Source organism: Clostridium gallinarum, from assembly GCF_014836325.1.
GTDB lineage: Bacteria > Bacillota > Clostridia > Clostridiales > Clostridiaceae > Clostridium > Clostridium gallinarum.
This window is the reverse complement of record NZ_JACSQZ010000011.1, coordinates 18144-37253: the sequence shown is the minus strand read 5'-3', so window position 1 is coordinate 37253 and position 19110 is coordinate 18144. Positions and strand designations below refer to the sequence as shown.

At 28.5% G+C, this 19110-nt stretch carries 15 protein-coding genes; 12 read left to right on the top strand and 3 right to left on the bottom strand.

Annotated elements, in window-relative coordinates; translation table 11 throughout:
• Nucleotides 1–56: 56 nt before the first annotated feature.
• The 3 genes from uxuA (at nt 57) to H9660_RS04725 (ending at nt 4927) form a co-directional block, all read left to right on the top strand.
• On the top strand, nt 57–1136 hold the full coding sequence (uxuA, locus tag H9660_RS04735; protein ID WP_191749056.1) for a mannonate dehydratase: 1080 nt from the start codon (nt 57–59) through the stop codon (nt 1134–1136).
• Complete coding sequence (locus H9660_RS04730; RefSeq protein ID WP_191749054.1) at nt 1123–2733, top strand: mannitol dehydrogenase family protein; 1611 nt, start codon at nt 1123–1125, stop codon at nt 2731–2733. The genes uxuA and H9660_RS04730 overlap by 14 nt, the downstream gene beginning before the upstream one ends.
• 67 nt (nt 2734–2800) lie before the next feature.
• Complete coding sequence (locus H9660_RS04725; RefSeq protein WP_191749052.1) at nt 2801–4927, top strand: glycoside hydrolase family 3 C-terminal domain-containing protein; 2127 nt, start codon at nt 2801–2803, stop codon at nt 4925–4927.
• 186 nt (nt 4928–5113) lie between these two features.
• Here the strand turns inward: H9660_RS04725 and H9660_RS04720 are convergent, their stop codons facing one another.
• Nucleotides 5114–7018: an NAD(+) synthase gene (locus H9660_RS04720; RefSeq protein ID WP_191749050.1), complete on the bottom strand. Its 1905-nt coding sequence runs from the start codon at nt 7016–7018 to the stop codon at nt 5114–5116.
• Nucleotides 7019–7293: 275 nt separating this feature from the next.
• Between H9660_RS04720 and H9660_RS04715 the strand changes: the two genes are divergently transcribed.
• The 7 genes from H9660_RS04715 to H9660_RS04685 all read left to right on the top strand — a co-directional run bounded on the left by H9660_RS04715 (nt 7294) and on the right by H9660_RS04685 (nt 14286).
• Nucleotides 7294–7719 (top strand): NfeD family protein, encoded by a 426-nt coding sequence (locus H9660_RS04715; RefSeq protein WP_191749048.1) that lies wholly within the window; start codon nt 7294–7296, stop codon nt 7717–7719.
• A 3-nt stretch (nt 7720–7722) separates the two neighbouring features.
• On the top strand, nt 7723–8679 hold the full coding sequence (locus H9660_RS04710; protein WP_191749047.1) for an SPFH domain-containing protein: 957 nt from the start codon (nt 7723–7725) through the stop codon (nt 8677–8679).
• Between the two features lie 195 nt (nt 8680–8874).
• Nucleotides 8875–9813 carry an amidase domain-containing protein gene (locus H9660_RS04705; RefSeq protein WP_191749045.1) on the top strand — a complete coding sequence of 313 codons (939 nt, stop codon included), beginning with the start codon at nt 8875–8877 and terminating at the stop codon, nt 9811–9813.
• Between the two features lie 368 nt (nt 9814–10181).
• Entirely contained in the window at nt 10182–10334 is a 153-nt protein-coding gene (locus tag H9660_RS04700; RefSeq protein ID WP_191749112.1) for a zinc-ribbon domain-containing protein, read from the top strand.
• Nucleotides 10335–10641: 307 nt separating this feature from the next.
• Complete coding sequence (locus H9660_RS04695; RefSeq protein ID WP_191749043.1) at nt 10642–10791, top strand: hypothetical protein; 150 nt, start codon at nt 10642–10644, stop codon at nt 10789–10791.
• Nucleotides 10792–11136: 345 nt separating this feature from the next.
• Nucleotides 11137–13041 (top strand): acyl-CoA dehydrogenase family protein, encoded by a 1905-nt coding sequence (locus H9660_RS04690; RefSeq protein WP_191749041.1) that lies wholly within the window; start codon nt 11137–11139, stop codon nt 13039–13041.
• A 45-nt stretch (nt 13042–13086) separates the two neighbouring features.
• Nucleotides 13087–14286, top strand: a complete 1200-nt coding sequence (locus H9660_RS04685) for an FprA family A-type flavoprotein (RefSeq protein WP_191749039.1) — start codon at nt 13087–13089, stop codon at nt 14284–14286.
• Between the two features lie 75 nt (nt 14287–14361).
• On the opposite strand, the gene H9660_RS04680 is transcribed toward H9660_RS04685, so the two are convergent.
• The gene (locus tag H9660_RS04680) at nt 14362–16254 is read right to left on the bottom strand and encodes an FAD-dependent oxidoreductase (RefSeq protein WP_191749037.1); all 1893 of its coding nucleotides are present in this window, start codon (nt 16252–16254) and stop codon (nt 14362–14364) included.
• Nucleotides 16255–16449: 195 nt separating this feature from the next.
• Here H9660_RS04680 and H9660_RS04675 point away from each other — a divergent pair, with 195 nt between their 5' ends.
• The gene (locus H9660_RS04675; RefSeq protein ID WP_191749035.1) at nt 16450–17328 is read left to right on the top strand and encodes a helix-turn-helix domain-containing protein; all 879 of its coding nucleotides are present in this window, start codon (nt 16450–16452) and stop codon (nt 17326–17328) included.
• Between the two features lie 106 nt (nt 17329–17434).
• Nucleotides 17435–18451, top strand: a complete 1017-nt coding sequence (locus H9660_RS04670) for an oxidoreductase (RefSeq protein ID WP_191749110.1) — start codon at nt 17435–17437, stop codon at nt 18449–18451.
• 63 nt (nt 18452–18514) lie between these two features.
• Here H9660_RS04670 and H9660_RS04665 read toward each other — a convergent pair whose 3' ends face one another.
• Nucleotides 18515–18979, bottom strand: coding sequence for a GreA/GreB family elongation factor (locus H9660_RS04665; protein ID WP_191749033.1), 465 nt, complete (start codon nt 18977–18979; stop codon nt 18515–18517).
• Between the last annotated feature and the right edge of the window lie 131 nt (nt 18980–19110).

The following is a 19110-nucleotide window of genomic DNA, read 5'->3' as shown; positions in this document are numbered from 1 at the left end:
AATAATCATATCAAAATAATTATTGTTTAAGTATAAAGAAAGGAGTGAGAGTTATTATGGAAATGACCTTAAGATGGTTTGGATCAAAGTTTGATACAGTTACACTGAAGCAGATTAGACAGATTCCTGGAGTTACTGGAGTAATAACAACTTTATATGATACAGTACCAGGAGATATATGGAGCAGTGAAAGTATTCGTGAGCTTAAGGCTGAAGTAGAAGAGGCAGGACTTAAAATAGCTGGTATTGAAAGTGTTAATATTCATGAGTCAATTAAAATTGGTTCTAATGATAGGGATATATATATTGATAATTATATAAAAACTTTAGAAAATTTAGGCAAAGAAGGTATTAAACTTGTTTGTTATAATTTTATGCCAGTATTTGATTGGACAAGAACAGAGCTTGATAGAGTAAGAAGTGATGGGTCAACTGTTCTAGCTTATAATCAAGAAACTATAGATTCAATAAATCCAGAAGAAATGTTTAATCATATTTCCAATCATACAAATGGTACAGTTATTCCAGGGTGGGAGCCTTATCGTATGGAAAAGATTAAAGATTTATTTGAAATGTATAAGGATGTTGATGAAGAAAGATTATTTGAAAACTTAAAATACTTCCTAGAAAAAATAATGCCTGTGTGTAATAAGTATGATATTAATATGGCAATACATCCAGATGATCCTGCTTGGAGCGTTTTTGGATTACCTCGCATAATAATTAATAAAAAAAATATTTTAAGAATGCTTAATATGGTAGATGATAGACATAATGGAATTACATTTTGTTCTGGATCTTATGGAACGAATCTTGAAAATGATATGCCAGATATGATTAGAGCTTTAAAGGGTAGAGTACATTTTGCTCATGTTAGAAACTTAAAGTTTAATTCTAAAGATGATTTTGAAGAAGCTGCACATCTTTCATCTGATGGATCTTTTGATATGTATGAAATAATGAAGGCATTATATGATATAGATTTTACAGGACCTATTCGTCCAGATCATGGGCGTATGATATGGGATGAAGTAGCAATGCCAGGATATGGTTTATATGATAGGGCTCTTGGAGCAACTTATTTAAATGGACTTTGGGAGGCAATTAAAAAAGGAGATAAGTATGAAGCTAAATGAAAAAGGGCTATCGAATAATAAGTATTGGAAAGATTTTGGTTATGATTTACCTAAGTATGATAGATCTACAGTTATAAAAAATACAAGTGAAAAGCCTAAGATGATACATTTTGGTGCTGGAAATATATTTCGTATTTTTTATGGGAATTTAGTACAAAACTTATTAAATGAAGGAATAATTGATTCTGGACTTATAGTTGCTGAAGGTTATGATTATGAAATTATAGAAAAAATTAATAATCCACACGATAATTATAGTATTGCTATTACGCTTAAAACAGATGGTTCTATTAGGAAAACTGTAATAGGAAGTATTGTAGAATCATTAATTTTAGATTCAGAAAATGAAAGTAATTTTAATAGGTTAAATGAGATATTTAGAAAAGACTCTCTTCAAATAGCAAGTTTTACAATTACAGAGAAAGGATACAGCTTAATAGATGGTGAAGGAAATTTGCTTCCATCAATATTGAGGGATATAAAAAATGGTCCTAATAAACCTGAAAGCTATATTGGTAAAATAACTTCACTATTATATACAAGATATCTTAGTTATGAAAAACCAATTGCTATGGTTAGTATGGATAATTGCTCAAAAAATGGAGATAAGCTTCATAATGCTGTAATAGAGATAGCTAAAAAATGGGTTGAAAATAATTTAGTTGAAAATGAATTTGTTAACTATATTAACGATAGTAATAAAGTATCATTTCCATTGACCATGATTGATAAAATTACTCCACGCCCATCTAAGGATATAGAAAAACTATTAAAAGAAGATGGAGTAGAAGAAATTGAAGCAATAGTTACAAAAAAAAGTACTTATGTTGCTCCTTTTGTAAATGCTGAGGAATGTGAATATTTAGTTATAGAAGATGTATTTCCTAATGGTAGGCCACTTTTAGAGAATGATGGTGTAATATTTACTACTAGAGAGAATGTAGAAAAAGTTGAAAAAATGAAGGTGTGTACATGCTTAAATCCAATTCATACAGCTCTTGCTATATTTGGATGTATTTTAAATTATGATTTAATCTCTGATGAAATGAAGGATAAAACACTAAGAAAATTAGCTTGGGGAATTGGATATAAAGAGGGGCTTCCTGTTGTAGTAGATCCAGGAATATTAGATCCGAAGGAATTTATAGATACAGTTTTAAATATAAGGCTTCCAAATATATTTATACCAGATTCACCTAAACGTATAGCAACAGATACATCACAGAAATTAGCTATTCGTTTTGGTGAGACAATTAAAGCTTATGATACTTCATTAAATTTAGATATATCTAACTTAAAACTAATACCTCTTGTATTTGCAGGATGGCTTAGATATCTTATGGGAATAGATGATAATGGAAAAAGATTTGAATTAAGTCAAGATCCAATGTTAAATTCATTAACATCAATTATGTCTTCTATTAATATTGGAGATGATAAGAACTTTGAAGAAGTATTAAGACCTATACTTGAAGATAAGAGAATATTTGGAGTAAATCTTTATGAAGTAAATATGGCAAAAACTGTGTGTAATTATTTTAAAGAAATGATATCTGAAAGAGGTGCAGTAAAAGTTACATTAGAAAAATATGTGTAAATTAAAAAAAGTTAAATTATGAAATTAAGTTTTATAGATTATTTATTAGAAGGGTATGAGGTTTATTATGAATAAAGATAATAGAATGAAGCATGAAGAGGCTTTAGCTAAAGCAAAAGAATTAGTATCTAAAATGACATTGCAAGAAAAGGCATCACAATTAACATATAATGCAGCACCTATAGAACACCTAAATATACCAAGATATAACTGGTGGAATGAGGGATTACATGGAGTTGCAAGAGCTGGTACAGCTACTGTATTTCCACAAGCAATTGCACTAGCAGCTATGTTTGATGATGATTTATTATATGAAGTTGCAAAGGTAATATCTACAGAAGCTCGTGCAAAATATAATGAAAATACAAAAAAGGATGATAGAGATATTTATAAAGGTATAACATTATGGTCTCCTAATATAAATATATTTAGAGATCCTAGATGGGGAAGAGGACATGAAACTTATGGAGAAGATCCATATTTAACATCTAAACTTGGAGTAGCTTTTGTTAATGGACTTCAAGGGGAAGGAAAGTATTTAAAGACGGCTGCTTGTGCAAAACATTTTGCTGTTCATAGTGGGCCAGAAAAATTAAGACATGAATTTGATGCAGTTGTAAGTAAAAAAGATTTATATGAAACTTATTTACCAGCCTTTGAAGCTTGTGTAAAGGAAGCAGATGTAGAAGCAGTAATGGGAGCGTATAATAGAACAAATGGCGAACCTTGTTGTGGAAGTAAAACTTTATTAAAGGATATTCTAAGAGGAAAATGGAATTTTAATGGACATGTAGTTTCTGATTGTTGGGCAATAGCAGATTTTCATTTATATCATCAAGTAACAAGCACTGCTACAGAATCAGCTGCTTTAGCTATAAAAAATGGATGTGATTTAAACTGTGGAAATGTATATCTTCAATTATTATTAGCATATAAGGAAGGACTTGTTTCAGAAGAGGATATAACAATTGCAGTAGAGCGATTAATGGCAACTAGAATAAGACTTGGAATGTTTGATGAAAATTGTGAATATAACAATATACCATATGAAGTAAATGATTGCAAAGAACATAGTGAATTAGCTTTAAGTGCTGCAAGAAAGTCTATTGTTTTATTAAGGAATAATGGAATATTACCATTAAATAAGGAAAAGTTAAAATCTATCGCAGTTATTGGACCAAATGCAAATAGTGAAATTATGCTTAAGGGAAATTATTCAGGTACAGCTTCGAAATATGTTACTATTTTAGAAGGTATTCATGAAGCTGTTGAAGATAATATTAGAGTTTATTATTCAGAGGGATGTCATTTATACAAAGATAGAATTCAAGGTTTAGCACAACCAGATGATAGATTACAAGAAGCAATATCTATAGCTGAAAGATCGGATGTTGCAATACTTTGTTTAGGGTTAGACTCTACTATTGAAGGTGAACAAGGAGATGCAGGAAATAGTGATGCAGCAGGAGATAAGATAGATTTAAATTTACCAGGAAATCAACAAGAATTATTAGAAAAAATTATAGAAACAGGAACTCCTGTTATTTTACTAGTTGGCGCAGGAAGTGCATTAACCTTTAATGGCGCAGAAGAAAAGTGTGAAGCTATCTTAGATGTATGGTATCCAGGAGGACTAGGTGGAAGAGCTATATCAGATTTATTGTTTGGTAAATATTCACCAAGTGGAAAGTTACCAGTAACCTTCTATAAAAATGAAGATGACCTTCCAGCCTTTGAAGATTATTCAATGAAAGGAAGAACCTATAGATATGTAGAATCAGAAGTACTATATCCATTTGGATATGGATTAACTTATTCTAATATTGAATTATCAAATTTAAGAGTATCAGAAGTTAACAAAGATTTTGAATACGTTGATGTAACTGTTAATGTAAAAAATATTGGAAACTTCGATACAGATGAAGTAATACAATGCTATATTAAAGATCTTGAATCAAAATACGCAGTACTAAATCATAGTTTAGCAGCTTTTAAAAGAGTTAAGCTTAATATTGGAGAAAGCTTAGATATAACTTTAAGATTAGATAAAAAATCCTTTGAAGTAGTGAATGATGATGGTGAAAGAGTTATTGATAGTACTAAATTTAAAATATATGTAGGAGTATCACAACCAGACAATAGAAGTGTTGAACTAACAGGAAAGTCTCCTTTAGAAACAATTATTCAACTTTAAAAATAAATAAAAAAATCACATTAATAGTGCAAACTATAATGTGATTTTTTTATAAATTTCTTTATCTAATTACAAAGTTCTTTTATTAATTTTTAAATAACTTTCAGTGTGAAAATAGATAAATATTATATGACGGCGACTTGGAGCGCATGCGACGGAGCAAGGAATATACTATTTATCTATTTTCTATTTAAAAGAATTAAAAGAAGCATCAGAAGGCATTCTCCAATCTCCTCGTGGACTTAAGGATATAGTACCAACCTTAGGACCATCAGGTAAAGCGCTTCTTTTAAATTGTTGTGTAAAGAATCTATATATAAATTTATCAAGCCATTTTGTTATTTCTTCTTCACTATAATCATCCTTAAAGGCATATTTTGCAAGAGTTTTAATTCTTTCCTTTGAAGAACCATTTTTTATAAAGTGATATAGGAAAAAGTCATGTAATTCATAAGGCCCAACTATATCTTCTGTTTTTTGTGTTATTTCACCCTTATCTCCCTTAGGTAATAACTCAGGGCTAACAGGTGTATCTAATATATCTAATAAGGTTTCAGCAACCTCCTTAGTAGATTCCTTTTCAGCTACATATTTAACTAAGTACCTAACTAAGGTCTTTGGAATTGAAGGATTTACAGAATACATACTCATATGATCTCCATTATAAGTACACCATCCAAGAGCAAGCTCTGAAAGATCGCCAGTTCCTATTAATAATCCACCTTCTTTATTAGCTAAATCCATAAGGATTTGAGTTCTTTCTCTTGCTTGAACATTTTCATAAGTAACATCATGGATATTTTTATCATGGCCTATATCTTCAAAGTGTTGAAGTGCCGCCTTTACTATATTTATTTCTCTTAAATCACAGCCAAGTTCTCTGCATAGAGTTAAAGCATTGTTATAAGTTCTATCTGTAGTACCAAAGCCTGGCATAGTAATAGTAACTATATTTTTATTATCTAAACCTAAAAGTTTAAAGGTTTTTGCTACAACTAGTAAAGCTAAAGTAGAGTCTAGACCGCCAGATATACCTATAACAGCTTTTTTAAGATTAGTATGCTCCATTCTTTTAGCTAAAGCAGCAGCTTGAATACTAAATATTTCTTTGCATCTTTCTTCTCTTAATTTTGTGTTTGATGGAACAAAAGGATGCTTATCTATGTGTCTATCAAAATCTATAATTTTATTTTCCTTATAATTAAAGTTTATTATTTTAGCATCAAAAGGAACAATTCTAGAAGCATCTCTATAGCTTATATTTTTAAGTCTTTCGGCATTAAGCTTAAATACATCTATATAAGAATAGATAACTTCATTGTCTCTTTGAAATCTATTGTTTTGTTTTAATATTGAACCATTTTCAGCTATAAGTAAGTGTCCACTAAATAATAAATCTGTAGTTGATTCATGAACTCCTGCAGATGAATAAATATAAGCAGACATACATCTAGCACTTTGATTAGAGATTAAAGCTTCTCTATAATCTTTTTTACTAACAAGTTCGTTAGAAGCTGATAAATTTCCAATGATATTTGCTCCTAAAAGTGAAAGATAAGAACTTGGGGGAATAGTAACCCAAAGGTCTTCGCAAACTTCAAATCCAAAAGTATAATCATTAGATTTAAAAATTAAGTTAGTGCCAAAAGGAACATCCTTTTGAAAGTCAAAATCTACTTTTTCATCAATTATTCCTAAGCCTTCACTAAACCAACGTTTTTCATAAAATTCACTATAATTTGGAATATAGGACTTTGGAACAATTCCAAGTAGTTTTCCGTTAAATATTATATAAGCACAATTAAAAAGAGTGTTCTTAAATACTAATGGAGCCCCAACTGCAATTAGCATATCTAAATTTAAACTCTTTTCAATTATTTTTTCTATAGCAATATTAGATTTTTCTATAAGAGTGTATTGCATAAATAAATCACCACAGCTATAAGATGTAATACATAGCTCTGGAAAAATTATTGCCTTTGCATTATTTTTACTTGCTTCATCTAAGCATTTAAATATATTTTCTAAGTTATATTCAACATCTGCAACTCGTGTTACGGGACATGCAGATGCAACTTTTATAAAATCCATAAAATCTCTCCTATCTATAAACTATATTTATATTTTAACTCTTTTTAAATATTAAATTCACAACTAACTATTTAAATAATAAAAGGAAAACTATAGAAAATCAATGATAATAGGAGAAAAGAAAACAAAAAAGAGATAAGGGTTATAAAATACTATATAAAAAGATATAGAAATACTTGTAAAATAATAAAATATATAATATAATAAAAATATCAAACAAATAAATTTTAAATTTTTGTCAGTAATGTTATAATATTAAAAAAGGAGGGGGAATAATGAGTGCAATAATATTTTGGATTATTATTGCTGGAATTGCAATTGCTATAGATATAGCTACAAGTAATTTTTTATTTGCATGGTTTGTAGTTGGTGCAGTTACAGCAATGGTAGCAGACTTCATAGGAATATCATTTGGAGTTCAAATTATAATTTTCCTAGTTATTAATTTAATTACTATTGCTATAGGTTATCCTTGGGCAAAGAAGAAATTTAAAAAATCAGTTAAAAGAATACCTTTAATGGAAGAAACCTATATAGGTAGGATTATGAAAGCAGAGGAAAATATAATAGATAGGGCTAGAGTTAAAGTAGATGGAGTCTATTGGACTGTGCAAAATACAGGAGAAGAAATTAAAATAGGTGAGAACTTTAAGATTATTGGTATTGAAGGTATTAAATTAAATATAAAAAAAGAGGTGTAGATAATGGATAGTTTAATAGGATTAGTTATTATAGGAGTAATAATACTTTTCATTTTAATTACAATTTTGTCATCAATAAAGATAGTAAATACAGGATATTTATACGTAGTAGAAAGATTTGGACAGTATCATAAAACTTTAGAACCTGGTTGGCACTTTATGATTCCTTTTGTAGACTTTGTTAGAAGAAAGGTTTCAACAAAACAACAAATTTTAGATGTACCACCACAATCAGTTATAACTAAAGACAATGTTAAAATTTCAGTTGATAATGTAATATTCTATAAACTTTTAAATGCAAAAGATGCAGTTTATAATATTGAAGATTATAGATCAGGTATAGTTTATTCAGCAACAACTAATATGAGAAATATTTTAGGTAATATGTCATTAGATGAAATATTATCAGGCAGAGATAAGATAAATCAAGATCTTTTAAGTATAATCGATGAAGTTACTGATGCTTATGGTATAAAAATTCTTTCAGTTGAGATTAAAAATATAATACCTCCAACAGAAATTCAAGAAGCTATGGAAAAGCAAATGAAAGCAGAAAGAAATAAGAGAGCTATGATTCTTGAAGCAGAAGGACAAAGACAATCTCAAATTGAAAAAGCAGAAGGTGAAAAGAGAGCTAAAATACTTGCTGCAGAAGCTGAAAAGGAAGCTAATATAAGAAGAGCAGAAGGTTTAAAGGAATCTCAATTGCTTGAAGCAGAAGGTAAGGCTAAGGCAATTGAAGAAATTTCAATTGCAGAAGCGGAAGCTATTAGAAAGGTTAACCAAGCTATTATTGAATCAGGAACTAATGAAACAGTTATAGCATTAAAGCAAGTTGAAGCTTTAAAAGAAATGGCTAATAATCCAGCTAATAAGCTTATACTACCAAATGAAACATTATCTTCTCTTGGAAGCATAGCAGCTATTGGAGAAATGTTAAAAGGTGGTAAAGAGAGTTAAAAATAGTCAAATTTAACTTGGAAAAATAAAAGATTAGGACTATTGCATTAATGATATTATATAAATATTAAAATTTCATGTGAATTTAATATTTATATAGTGGAATTTTATGCAAAGTCCTTTTTTTCGTAATAAATTTAGTTTTTATTTCAAAAGATATAAGTATACAAAATAAATATATTGGGAGAAATAAATATGAAGAATTTATTTAAAATAAAATTAAAATTGATAATATTATTAATTTTTATAATGTGTACCCTATTAATAAATATTAAAGTCTCAAAAGCAAAAAGTATAAATGATGGAATAAAAATAAATAATGAAAATATTAATTATAGTAGAGAAAAAGCTAGAGAGTATGCTATTAAATGGGCAATAAATCCTAATAAGGAATATTATAATTATGTAAATGATGGTGGAGATTGTACTAACTTTGTATCTCAAGTATTGAGAGCTGGTGGAATGGAGTTTATAGGAAGTAAAAATAGTGCAACTAATATTAACTCTTGGTTTTATTATTCGTCTAATCTACCCAATAGAACTGTTACTTGGACAGCAGCTAAGGCATTTAACTCACATTTTGGAAAAGAGCTCAAAAGAGTTTATAAATATAGAGAATTTAAAATCGAAGATGCCTTGATTAAGTGGGAGGAAATTTATAATAGCATATATATTGGAGATATTGTTCAATATTCAAGACCCAATAATATAGCTTTTCATTCTCAAGCAATAACAGATTTATTAGATAAAAAAACTATTTATTTTTCTCAACATTCAAATTCTATGGAGAATTTTTATAAGGATGGTAATTTGAAGTATTATTTATTAGGTAAGCCAGATGACTATAATTTTTTAATTTATAATATAAAAAAAGAAAATAATATAAATAGCTCAAGAGAAACTGTTATTTTAACAGAAGATGATTATAGAAAAGAATTAGTAGAAGCTATTGATATGATAAGAATTAGTATAGAAGATACTAGATTTGATAATAAAATCTATAAAAGTAGTGATACAGAAAAATTTATTTATGATATGGAAAAGAAGTTAGATAAAGTAGAGTATGAGCGATATTCTAGATCTAAATCATCAAAAGAACTTTTAGAATATTTAATGGATAGAAGTGATTTATAATATAAAATTTATAAATAAAGAATATAAAATAGTAAAATGGATAAAAATAATAATGACCCTAAGGGGTTACGTAGGTTTCTTTGCCGGTAGTATATACTACCGGTATTTTTTGAATTGAAATGTTTATTACAAATTATAAAATTAAATTATTTAGCCTTATAAAAAGTAAGAGAATTTAATGATCAAATTGGTAAAATTTTTATGTATAATTATTAAAAAAGTGTAGATTTTTTTTATTAAGTATGATATTATAATAAAGTAGTTAAAAGCTATAAAAAATAATTAGTTTAAAGATTTTGATAGATAATGATATTCTCCATAATAGAGATTAATATTACTATATGGTCTTTAAAGTGGAGGTTTTTATAATGGAAGATAAGAAAATAGTTTGTAAAGATTGCGGAAATGAATTTGTGTTCACAGTTGGAGAACAAGAATTCTACAAAGAAAAAGGATTCGATAACGATCCAGTTAGATGTCCTGATTGCAGAAGAGCAAGAAAGAACAACAACAGAAGATAGTAAATTAGACTGTAGGAGACTACAGTCTTTTTTCATGTATATGAACTTATAAAATGTTATTTGTATTAATAACATTTTATAAGTTCAATTAATTTATAGTGAAGTATTAAATAGCAGAAATATAATATTTTTTATATACAAAATAGGAAAAAGAAAATACAAATTATATAAAGATAAATAATTCTAAAATATATTGTAAAAATAATATAGGATTAATATAACAAAATACTTTTGTAATAAATAAACTTAATTCCTCTAATAATATAAATGAATACAAAATATATAAAATGAAAAGCTTGGAGGAAATATGAATAGAGAAAGTAAAAATGAAGCTTATTCTAGAGCAAAAGATATGTTAATAGCAGGAGAGTCTTGGGATAAAATAATGAATGAAACAAGACTTAGACAAAAAGATTTAAAGAGAATTCAATCAACAGAAATAAGTCCTAAATTTTAATTCAAAAGGTGTGATTAAGTTAATCACACCTTTTTATAATTTAAAAAAATTTATTAAAAAGTAGGGTATGGTTATTAAAAAATTATAATATACATTTTATATATTCATTTTGATATATTTAAGATTTGGAGTGAATAAATTTGCGAATTATGATAAAAGAAAGTGGCACAACTTCAAATATGTAAATATTTTCAGAATTGATTGACAATAAATATTATTAGTTTTAAAATAATAATTATTAATAGATAGAAAAAATTGGTATAATTAGTTGCAGTATTAGTTTTAGCTTTTATTATATGGTAAAGTGTTTAAAGTTTTTAACACTAAATAAAGGGAGGCATATTTATGTTTTTTAAGACTACAGAACAACACGAAGAATTTCGTGCTAAAATTAGAGAATTTTCAGAGGCTGAAATAAGACCACAAGCCTTTATGTGGGATAAGGAAAATATTTTTCCAACAGAAGTGGTTAAAAAATTAGGGGAAATGGGTGTACTTGGAACACCTTATCCAAAAGAATATGGTGGGTTAGGAAGAGATGTTATTAGTTATGCTATTGCTGTAGAAGAACTTTCTAGAGTTGATGGTGGAACAGGAGTAATATTGTCAGCTCATGTTTCATTAGGTAGTTATCCAATAGCTGCTTTTGGAACTGAGGAACAAAAACAAAAATATTTAGTTCCTTTAGCAAAGGGAGAAAAAATTGGAGCATTTGGATTAACAGAACCTAATGCAGGTAGTGATGCAGGTGGAACTGAGACAACTGCAGTATTAGAAGAAGATTATTATATTTTAAATGGTGGTAAGATATTTATAACAAATGCAGATAAGGCAGATACATATGTTGTATTTGCAGTAACTACTCCAGATATAGGAGTAAGAGGAATTAGTGCTTTTATAGTTGAAAAAGGATGGGAAGGTTTCACTTTTGGAGATCATTACGATAAAATGGGTATTCGTTCATCTTCAACTGCAGAATTAATATTTAATAATGTAAAAGTTCCTAAGGAAAATTTATTAGGAAAAGAAGGGGAAGGCTTTAAAATAGCTATGCAAACATTAGATGGTGGACGTATAGGAATAGCAGCCCAAGCTTTAGGAATAGCTCAAGGAGCTTATGAAAACGCTTTAGAATATTCTAAGGAAAGAGTTCAATTTGGAAAGCCTATATGCCAGCAACAAGTAATTTCTTTTAAGTTAGCAGACATGGCAACTAAATTAAGATGTGCTAGAATGTTAGTTTATAGTGCAGCAGAGCTTAAAGAAAATCATGAACCATATTCAATGGAAGCTGCTATGGCTAAGCAATATGCCTCTGATATATGTTTAGAAGTAGTTAATGATGCATTACAAATATTTGGTGGTTCAGGGTACTTAAAGGGAATGGAAGTAGAAAGAGCTTATAGAGATGCTAAGATTTGCACAATTTATGAAGGAACTAATGAAATTCAAAGAGTTGTTATAGCATCACATATTATAGGAAAGATGCCTAAGAAGGATTCTAAAGCAAAGAAGAAAGCTGACCCATTGACAGGGGCTCGTAAGAAGGTTATATTTAATGAAGGTACAGCTAAAGAAAAAGTGGATAAGCTTGTAGAAGCTTTAAAATCTGATGGATATGATTTTACTATAGGAATAGATATAAATACTCCAATACCAAAAGCAGAACGTGTAGTTAGTGTTGGTAGAGGAATTGGAGAAGAAAAAAATATGGAATTAGCAAGGGCATTAGCTGTCCAAGCTGGTGCAGCTATTGGTTCATCACGTCCTGTAGCTGAAACATTAAAATATTTACCTCTAAATCGTTATGTTGGAATGTCAGGCCAAAAGTTTAATGGAAATCTTTATATAGCATGTGGAATATCAGGTGCTGGACAACATCTGAAGGGGATAAAGGATGCTACAACTATAGTTGCTATTAATAATAATCCTAATGCACCAATATTTAAAAATACTGATTATGGTATAGTTGGTGATTTAATTGAAATAATGCCATTATTAACAGCTGCTTTAGATAATGGGGAACCTAAGAAGGATGCTCCTCCTATGAAAAAGATGAAGAGACATATTCCGAAAAAGATTAAACCTACATGGAAGACATATGTATGCACTGGTTGTGGATATGAATATGATCCTGAAATAGGTGATGAGGAGAATGAAATAGAGTCAGGAACTTTATTTGAAAAACTCCCAGAAGAATGGATATGTCCAGATTGTGGTGAAGAAAAATCTAATTTTATAGAAGCTTAATCTTTAGCTAATTTAAATTTTCATAGTCAAAAGGAGGATTAATTTATGTTTTGTGTTAGAAAAGTAACTGAAGACCTGTATTGGGTAGGTGGTAATGATAGACGTCTTGCTCTATTTGAAAATATTCACCCAATTCCAAGAGGTGTTTCATATAATTCATACTTATTATTAGATGAGAAAACAGTATTATTTGATACTGTAGATTGGTCAATATCTAGACAATTTTTAGAGAATATTGAAGCTGTTTTAAATGGTAGAAGTTTAGATTATTTAGTTATTAATCATATGGAACCAGATCACGGTGCTTCAATAGAGGAAATAATTATACGTTATCCAGATGTGAAAATAATAAGTACTGAAAAATCATTTTTATTAATGAGACAATTTGGTTTCAACGTAGATGGTAGAATAATAGAAGTAAAAGATGGAGATGTAAAATCTTTTGGTAAACATGAAATTAAGTTTATAAGTGCACCAATGGTACACTGGCCAGAAGTTATGGTTAGCTTTGATACTACAAATGGTGTTTTATTCTCAGCTGATGCCTTTGGTTCATTTGGAGCATTAGATGGAAAATTATTTAATGATGAAGTTAACTTTGAGCGTGATTGGATAGATGATGCCAGAAGATATTATACAAATATAGTTGGTAAATATGGTCCACAAGTACAATCACTTCTTAAGAAAGCAAGTAATCTTGATATTAAGATGATTTGTCCATTACATGGACCAGTTTGGAGAACAAACTTAGGTTATTTTATAGACAAGCATGATAAGTGGAGTAAGTATGAACCAGAAGAAGAAGCTGTAATGATAGTATATGCTTCAATGTATGGAAATACTGAATCAGCAGCTAATGCATTAGCAACTAAGTTTGTTGAAAAAGGAATAACAAATATAGTTATGTATGATGTGTCAAATACACATGTATCAACATTAATTGCTGAAACATTTAGAGTTAGCCATTTAGTTATAGCTTCTGTAACATATAACTTAGGTATATATCCTTTAATGCATAACTACTTAATGGATATGAAGGCTCTTAATGTTCAAAATAGAACTGTTGCATTAATTGAAAATGGTTCATGGGCAACTAAATCAGGACAATTAATGGAAAAATGTTTTGATGGAATGAAGAAGATGAATATACTAGATAATAAACTTTCTTTAGTTTCATCAATGAAGGAAGATAATGTTGTTGATATGGATGCACTTGTTGATAGTGTTATTGAATCTATGAAGTAGTTAATTATAACATTAAAATTGGTATAATAAATAAAAAATCTGCGATAAAATATCGCAGATTTTTTATTTATTAATTTATTTTATTGAATTTACATATTCAACAGCACTTGTTCCTGCTATTCTACCAGAAGTATAAGCAAATCCACAAGCTAAACCTTCATATGGAGGATATCCAACCCCTGTATAATATCCACCAGCTGTTGTTCCAGCAGCATATAAACCAGGAATTAATTCGAAATCAGTAGTCATAACTTGCATATTGTCATCTACTTTAACTCCACCAACTGTACCTAAGAATACTCCACGTACATCAAAGGCATAATAATCGCCAGATTCAACTTTATAAGCTAATGATGAGCTTGCTTTACCATAATCAGTATCTGAACCTTTTTCAACCATTGAATTATAACGTTCAACAGTAGCTTTTAAGTCATCAGCATTCATTCCAGTAGCTTCAGCTAATTCTTCAAGTGTACTTCCCTTAAATGCAGTACCAGCTTCAACAGATTGGTCTGCTAATTTAACAAAATCATCAAGATCCATCTTAGCTCCAGGACCAGCTTGAGATACAGTTAGAGATGTTCCTTTTGAAAAATCTTCTAATGTAGCTTTATCAACTATAATATAGTATTTTCCACCAACTGTATATGCAGCATTTGCCCAGAAAGCTGTATCATAAACAACATCCTCGTTAGTGAAACGACTACCAGTAATATCTACCCATAATAATGGACTGTTAAGTATTTGTGTTAAGCTTGTATCAGAGAATCCAGCAAGATTTTCACCAGCAGAATCCTGCTTAACTGTTGATTCAGCAAATTGACAAGCATGTAAAAGTGGAGTTCCATCTAAATCAAAGCCACCAATTGCTTCAATTGCTTCAATACCTTCACCATTATTTGGCATTCCAAGTGAATTAAATAAATTAGAATTTAAAGCAGCAGATGTTTTTTCTTCATTAGCACCAAAACCACCTGTACAAATAATAGTTGCATTTGCATTAACAGTTAATATACCACCATCTTCTTTTGTTGCAGTTATACCAGTTACAACACCATCACTATTTTTCATTATTGTATCTAAAGAAGTATTATAAACAACTTTAGCTCCCATATTTTCAAGATTAGTGTACATATTTTCAAAAGCTTGAGCTTGATCTACAAATTTATGATATGTTTTCCATTTATAAGGATCATCTTCATGAGCAGCTTGAGTAGTTGTTTCAGGAAGATAGAATTCAACTCCATATCCTTGTAACCATTCAACTGTATCAGCAGCGTTTTCAACAATTTTTCTTACAATAGTACCGTTGGATAAATATTGATTAAATTCCATTAAATCTTGAACTGCTTTATCTACAGAAAGATTAAGACCTTCGCTTTTTTGTAATTCAGTACCAATTGCAAAGAAACCTGAAGCTATTTTTGAGTTACCACCAGCTGAAGGATTTTTTTCAACTATTAACACGTTAAGTCCAGCTTCAGTAGCAGCTAGAGCAGCAGCTGTACCAGAACCACCAGCACCTACAACGACTACATCAACATTAACTTCTTCATTTTCTCCATTTTTAGAAATTTCATTATTCTTAAAAGCATCTATATCTGCACCTGCTTCAGTTAATGCAGCAGTAACTGCATTTATAACTGCAGTACTAGTATAAGTAGCTCCACTTACAGTATCTATAGCTAAACTTTGAGTATCAACTATAGTTTTGGCTAATTTTGGAGCTGCTTCACCTCCGATAGTAGGAGTTTCAGAGTCAGCATTAACATCTATTGAAGATATTTTACCATCTTCTGATATTGTTAAATTTACTGTAACATCTCCGCCAAAGCCTTTTTCAGTTGCTGTATAAGTTCCAGCTTTAGCAACAGAGTTACTTTTAGATTCGCATCCTATTAGTAAGCTAGTTGATAATGCGAAAGCTAAAGTAGTTGAGATTAACTTACGTAAAAAATTCTTTTTCATATTTCCCCCTAATTGATTGTTATTTTTTTAACCGATAAGAAGTATAACAGATATGATTTTTTATGTTAAGATGCTATAATTTGTGTAAAAAGTGGTTTATTTTTATATTATATTGCATTTTATATAAAATTATATAAAATAATTAATAGAATAGAAAATAAACTTTGTTAAAAAATATGAAAGAGAATCAGACAATTGGATAAAAATTTAATTTTAGAACAAATAAGTAAGATGATTGACAAAAATATTGATGGATATTACAGTTTGAATTTATTGAAAAATGGAAAGGGAACACTTATTTCTGAAGAAAAATATATATCACTTATAATTGTTTATGGAATTGTAAGCATTGAAATAAATTCAAAGATTATTAATTTGGTAGAAGGAAATATTGTTTTAGTAAAATATGCATCTAATATTAAGTACGTAAATAATGAAAAAAATTCAAAGATATGTGTAGTTAATTTTAAAGAGGAGTTTTTTGATTCTAATTTAAAATATCAAATGGCAGATTGTCCAATATTCTATGACTTTATTAGATTAGATAATAAAAAGTTAGAGTATTTAGTATTTGATATTACAACTTATAATATAATAAAAAAATATTTAAATATTTTTTTATATGAGGTAAGTACTATTAGTGAAAATAATGAAAAGTTAGTTAAAGCAGCATTAGTATTATTTTTATCTAATCTACATAATTTTCATAAGGATTCATTAATTATTAGCGAGTCTAGTATGATGGAAAATTATGATATAGGTAGATGGTTGAAATATATGGTAGATAATTATTCCACAGTAACATTAAATAGTATGGCAAAGGATTTTAATTTTAACCCAACTTATTTTTCTATGCGTTTTAAAAATTTAGCAAAGGACAGTTTTTCGAATAAATTAAGAGAAATAAAATTAGAAAAATCTAAATGGCTACTTATTACTACTGATTTGTCAGTGCAAAATATTTCTGAAATAATAGGATTTAAAGAAAAAAGTTATTTTTTTAGGATATTTAAAAAGCGATATGGAATGACCCCTCTTAAATATAGAAAGTTTAGTAGAGATTTAAGAAATTAATAAATTAGTTAATAAAAATATGTTCCTTTACATATATAGATTTTTATTTTTTTATCAATAAGAGTATAATTAATGTGCTAGTATTAAAATGAAAGCGGGGAATGTTATGCTTACTATAGGATATATAGGTAATGGAAAAAGTACAAATAGATATCATTTACCTTTTGTTATGCAAAGAAAAAATATAAAAGTAAAAACTATTTATCAAAGAAATCCTAATAATGAAGCTTGGGATAGAATTGAGGGAGTTAAATACACATCAAATTTAGATGAACTTTTAAAAGATGAAGATATTCAATTGATAGTTGTTTGTACAAAACAAGATAGTCATTATGATTACGCAAAATTAGTTTTAGAAAATAACAAACACTGTTTAGTAGAAAAGCCATTTACCGAAACATATGTAGAAGCAAAAGAATTGTTTGAATTAGCAAATTCAAAAGGATTAATAGTTCAAGCTTATCAAAATAGAAGGTTCGATAGTGACTTTTTAACAGTTCAAAAAGTTATAGAAGACGGAAAGATTGGAGATATATTTGAACTTGAAATGAATTTTGATTATTTTAGGCCAGAAATTCCTGAAAAAACATCGCAATTTTCTCCCTATGAATCTTTTTTATATACACATGCATGTCATACTTTAGATCAAGTAATTAGTTATTTTGGAAAACCAGATAATATTAATTATGATGTAAGACAATTATTAGGTAGAGGGAGAATGAATGATTATTTTGATTTAGATCTATATTATGGAAATCTAAAAGTATCGGTTAAATCTAGCTATTTTAGAATAAAACCAAGGCCAAGCTTTATAGTATATGGGAAAAAGGGATGCTTTGTAAAGGAAACAAAAGATAGACAAGAAGAGCATTTAAAGATGTTCTATATGCCAGATAAAAATGATTTTGGCGTAGATACTTTAGAACATTATGGAACATTAACTTATATTGATGAATCAGGAATTTTGCATGAAGAAAAAGTTAAATCAGTAAATGGAGATTATGGAAGGGTATATGATGATTTATATGAAGTTATTATAAATAATAAGAATAAGACTATTAAAGATGAAGAAACTTTATTGCAATTAAAGATATTAGAGGAAGGTATTAAAAATTTGAAATAATATTAAGATATAAAAGGCAAATTCTAAAGTGAATTTGCCTTTTATAAATAGATTTGAAAGTAATTATAATATTTCTAAGATTTCAACTGTATATTTATCTTCAGGTGCAATTACTTCAACTATATCTCCAACTTTTTTGCCTTTTATAGCTAGACCTAAATCAGATTCTATACTAATGCACATATTTTCAGGATCAGAATCCATAACTGTTACTAAAGTTATAACATCCTCAAAATCATCCTCAATAAATCTAATTTTAGCTTTGCTATTGATATCAAGAGAAGATTTATCTATTTCATCCTCTGATATAACTGTAGCAGTAGAAATCATAGTCATAAGATATTGTATTCTATTATCATTTTCTCTATAGTTAGCACAAGCTTCTTTATATTCAGCATTTTCTGATCTATCACCATGAGCTGCAGCTATTGCTTTTTCTTTAGCTATTTCTGCTCTTTTCACAGTCAATCTATATTCTAATTCTTCTTGCAACTTTTTTATGTTTTCTTCAGTAAGCGTATTATTCATATAAATTAATCACCTCTTAAAATTATAATAAGAATATTATATATAATATATATTAAATATTCTATATATAACTTAATTTCTTTCAAATAAAAATAATAACTCTAGTTTAAATAGAGCTATTATTTTTATTT

Bases quoted from the DNA above. Each gene is read 5' to 3' on its own strand.
- uxuA (WP_191749056.1), top strand. From the start codon at position 57: ATGGAAATGACCTTAAGATGGTTTGGATCAAAGTTTGATACAGTTACA.
- H9660_RS04730 (WP_191749054.1), top strand. From the start codon at position 1,123: ATGAAGCTAAATGAAAAAGGGCTATCGAATAATAAGTATTGGAAAGAT.
- H9660_RS04725 (WP_191749052.1), top strand. From the start codon at position 2,801: ATGAATAAAGATAATAGAATGAAGCATGAAGAGGCTTTAGCTAAAGCA.
- H9660_RS04720 (WP_191749050.1), bottom strand. From the start codon at position 7,018: ATGGATTTTATAAAAGTTGCATCTGCATGTCCCGTAACACGAGTTGCA.
- H9660_RS04715 (WP_191749048.1), top strand. From the start codon at position 7,294: ATGAGTGCAATAATATTTTGGATTATTATTGCTGGAATTGCAATTGCT.
- H9660_RS04710 (WP_191749047.1), top strand. From the start codon at position 7,723: ATGGATAGTTTAATAGGATTAGTTATTATAGGAGTAATAATACTTTTC.
- H9660_RS04705 (WP_191749045.1), top strand. From the start codon at position 8,875: ATGAAGAATTTATTTAAAATAAAATTAAAATTGATAATATTATTAATT.
- H9660_RS04700 (WP_191749112.1), top strand. From the start codon at position 10,182: ATGGAAGATAAGAAAATAGTTTGTAAAGATTGCGGAAATGAATTTGTG.
- H9660_RS04695 (WP_191749043.1), top strand. From the start codon at position 10,642: ATGAATAGAGAAAGTAAAAATGAAGCTTATTCTAGAGCAAAAGATATG.
- H9660_RS04690 (WP_191749041.1), top strand. From the start codon at position 11,137: ATGTTTTTTAAGACTACAGAACAACACGAAGAATTTCGTGCTAAAATT.
- H9660_RS04685 (WP_191749039.1), top strand. From the start codon at position 13,087: ATGTTTTGTGTTAGAAAAGTAACTGAAGACCTGTATTGGGTAGGTGGT.
- H9660_RS04680 (WP_191749037.1), bottom strand. From the start codon at position 16,254: ATGAAAAAGAATTTTTTACGTAAGTTAATCTCAACTACTTTAGCTTTC.
- H9660_RS04670 (WP_191749110.1), top strand. From the start codon at position 17,435: ATGCTTACTATAGGATATATAGGTAATGGAAAAAGTACAAATAGATAT.
- H9660_RS04665 (WP_191749033.1), bottom strand. From the start codon at position 18,979: ATGAATAATACGCTTACTGAAGAAAACATAAAAAAGTTGCAAGAAGAA.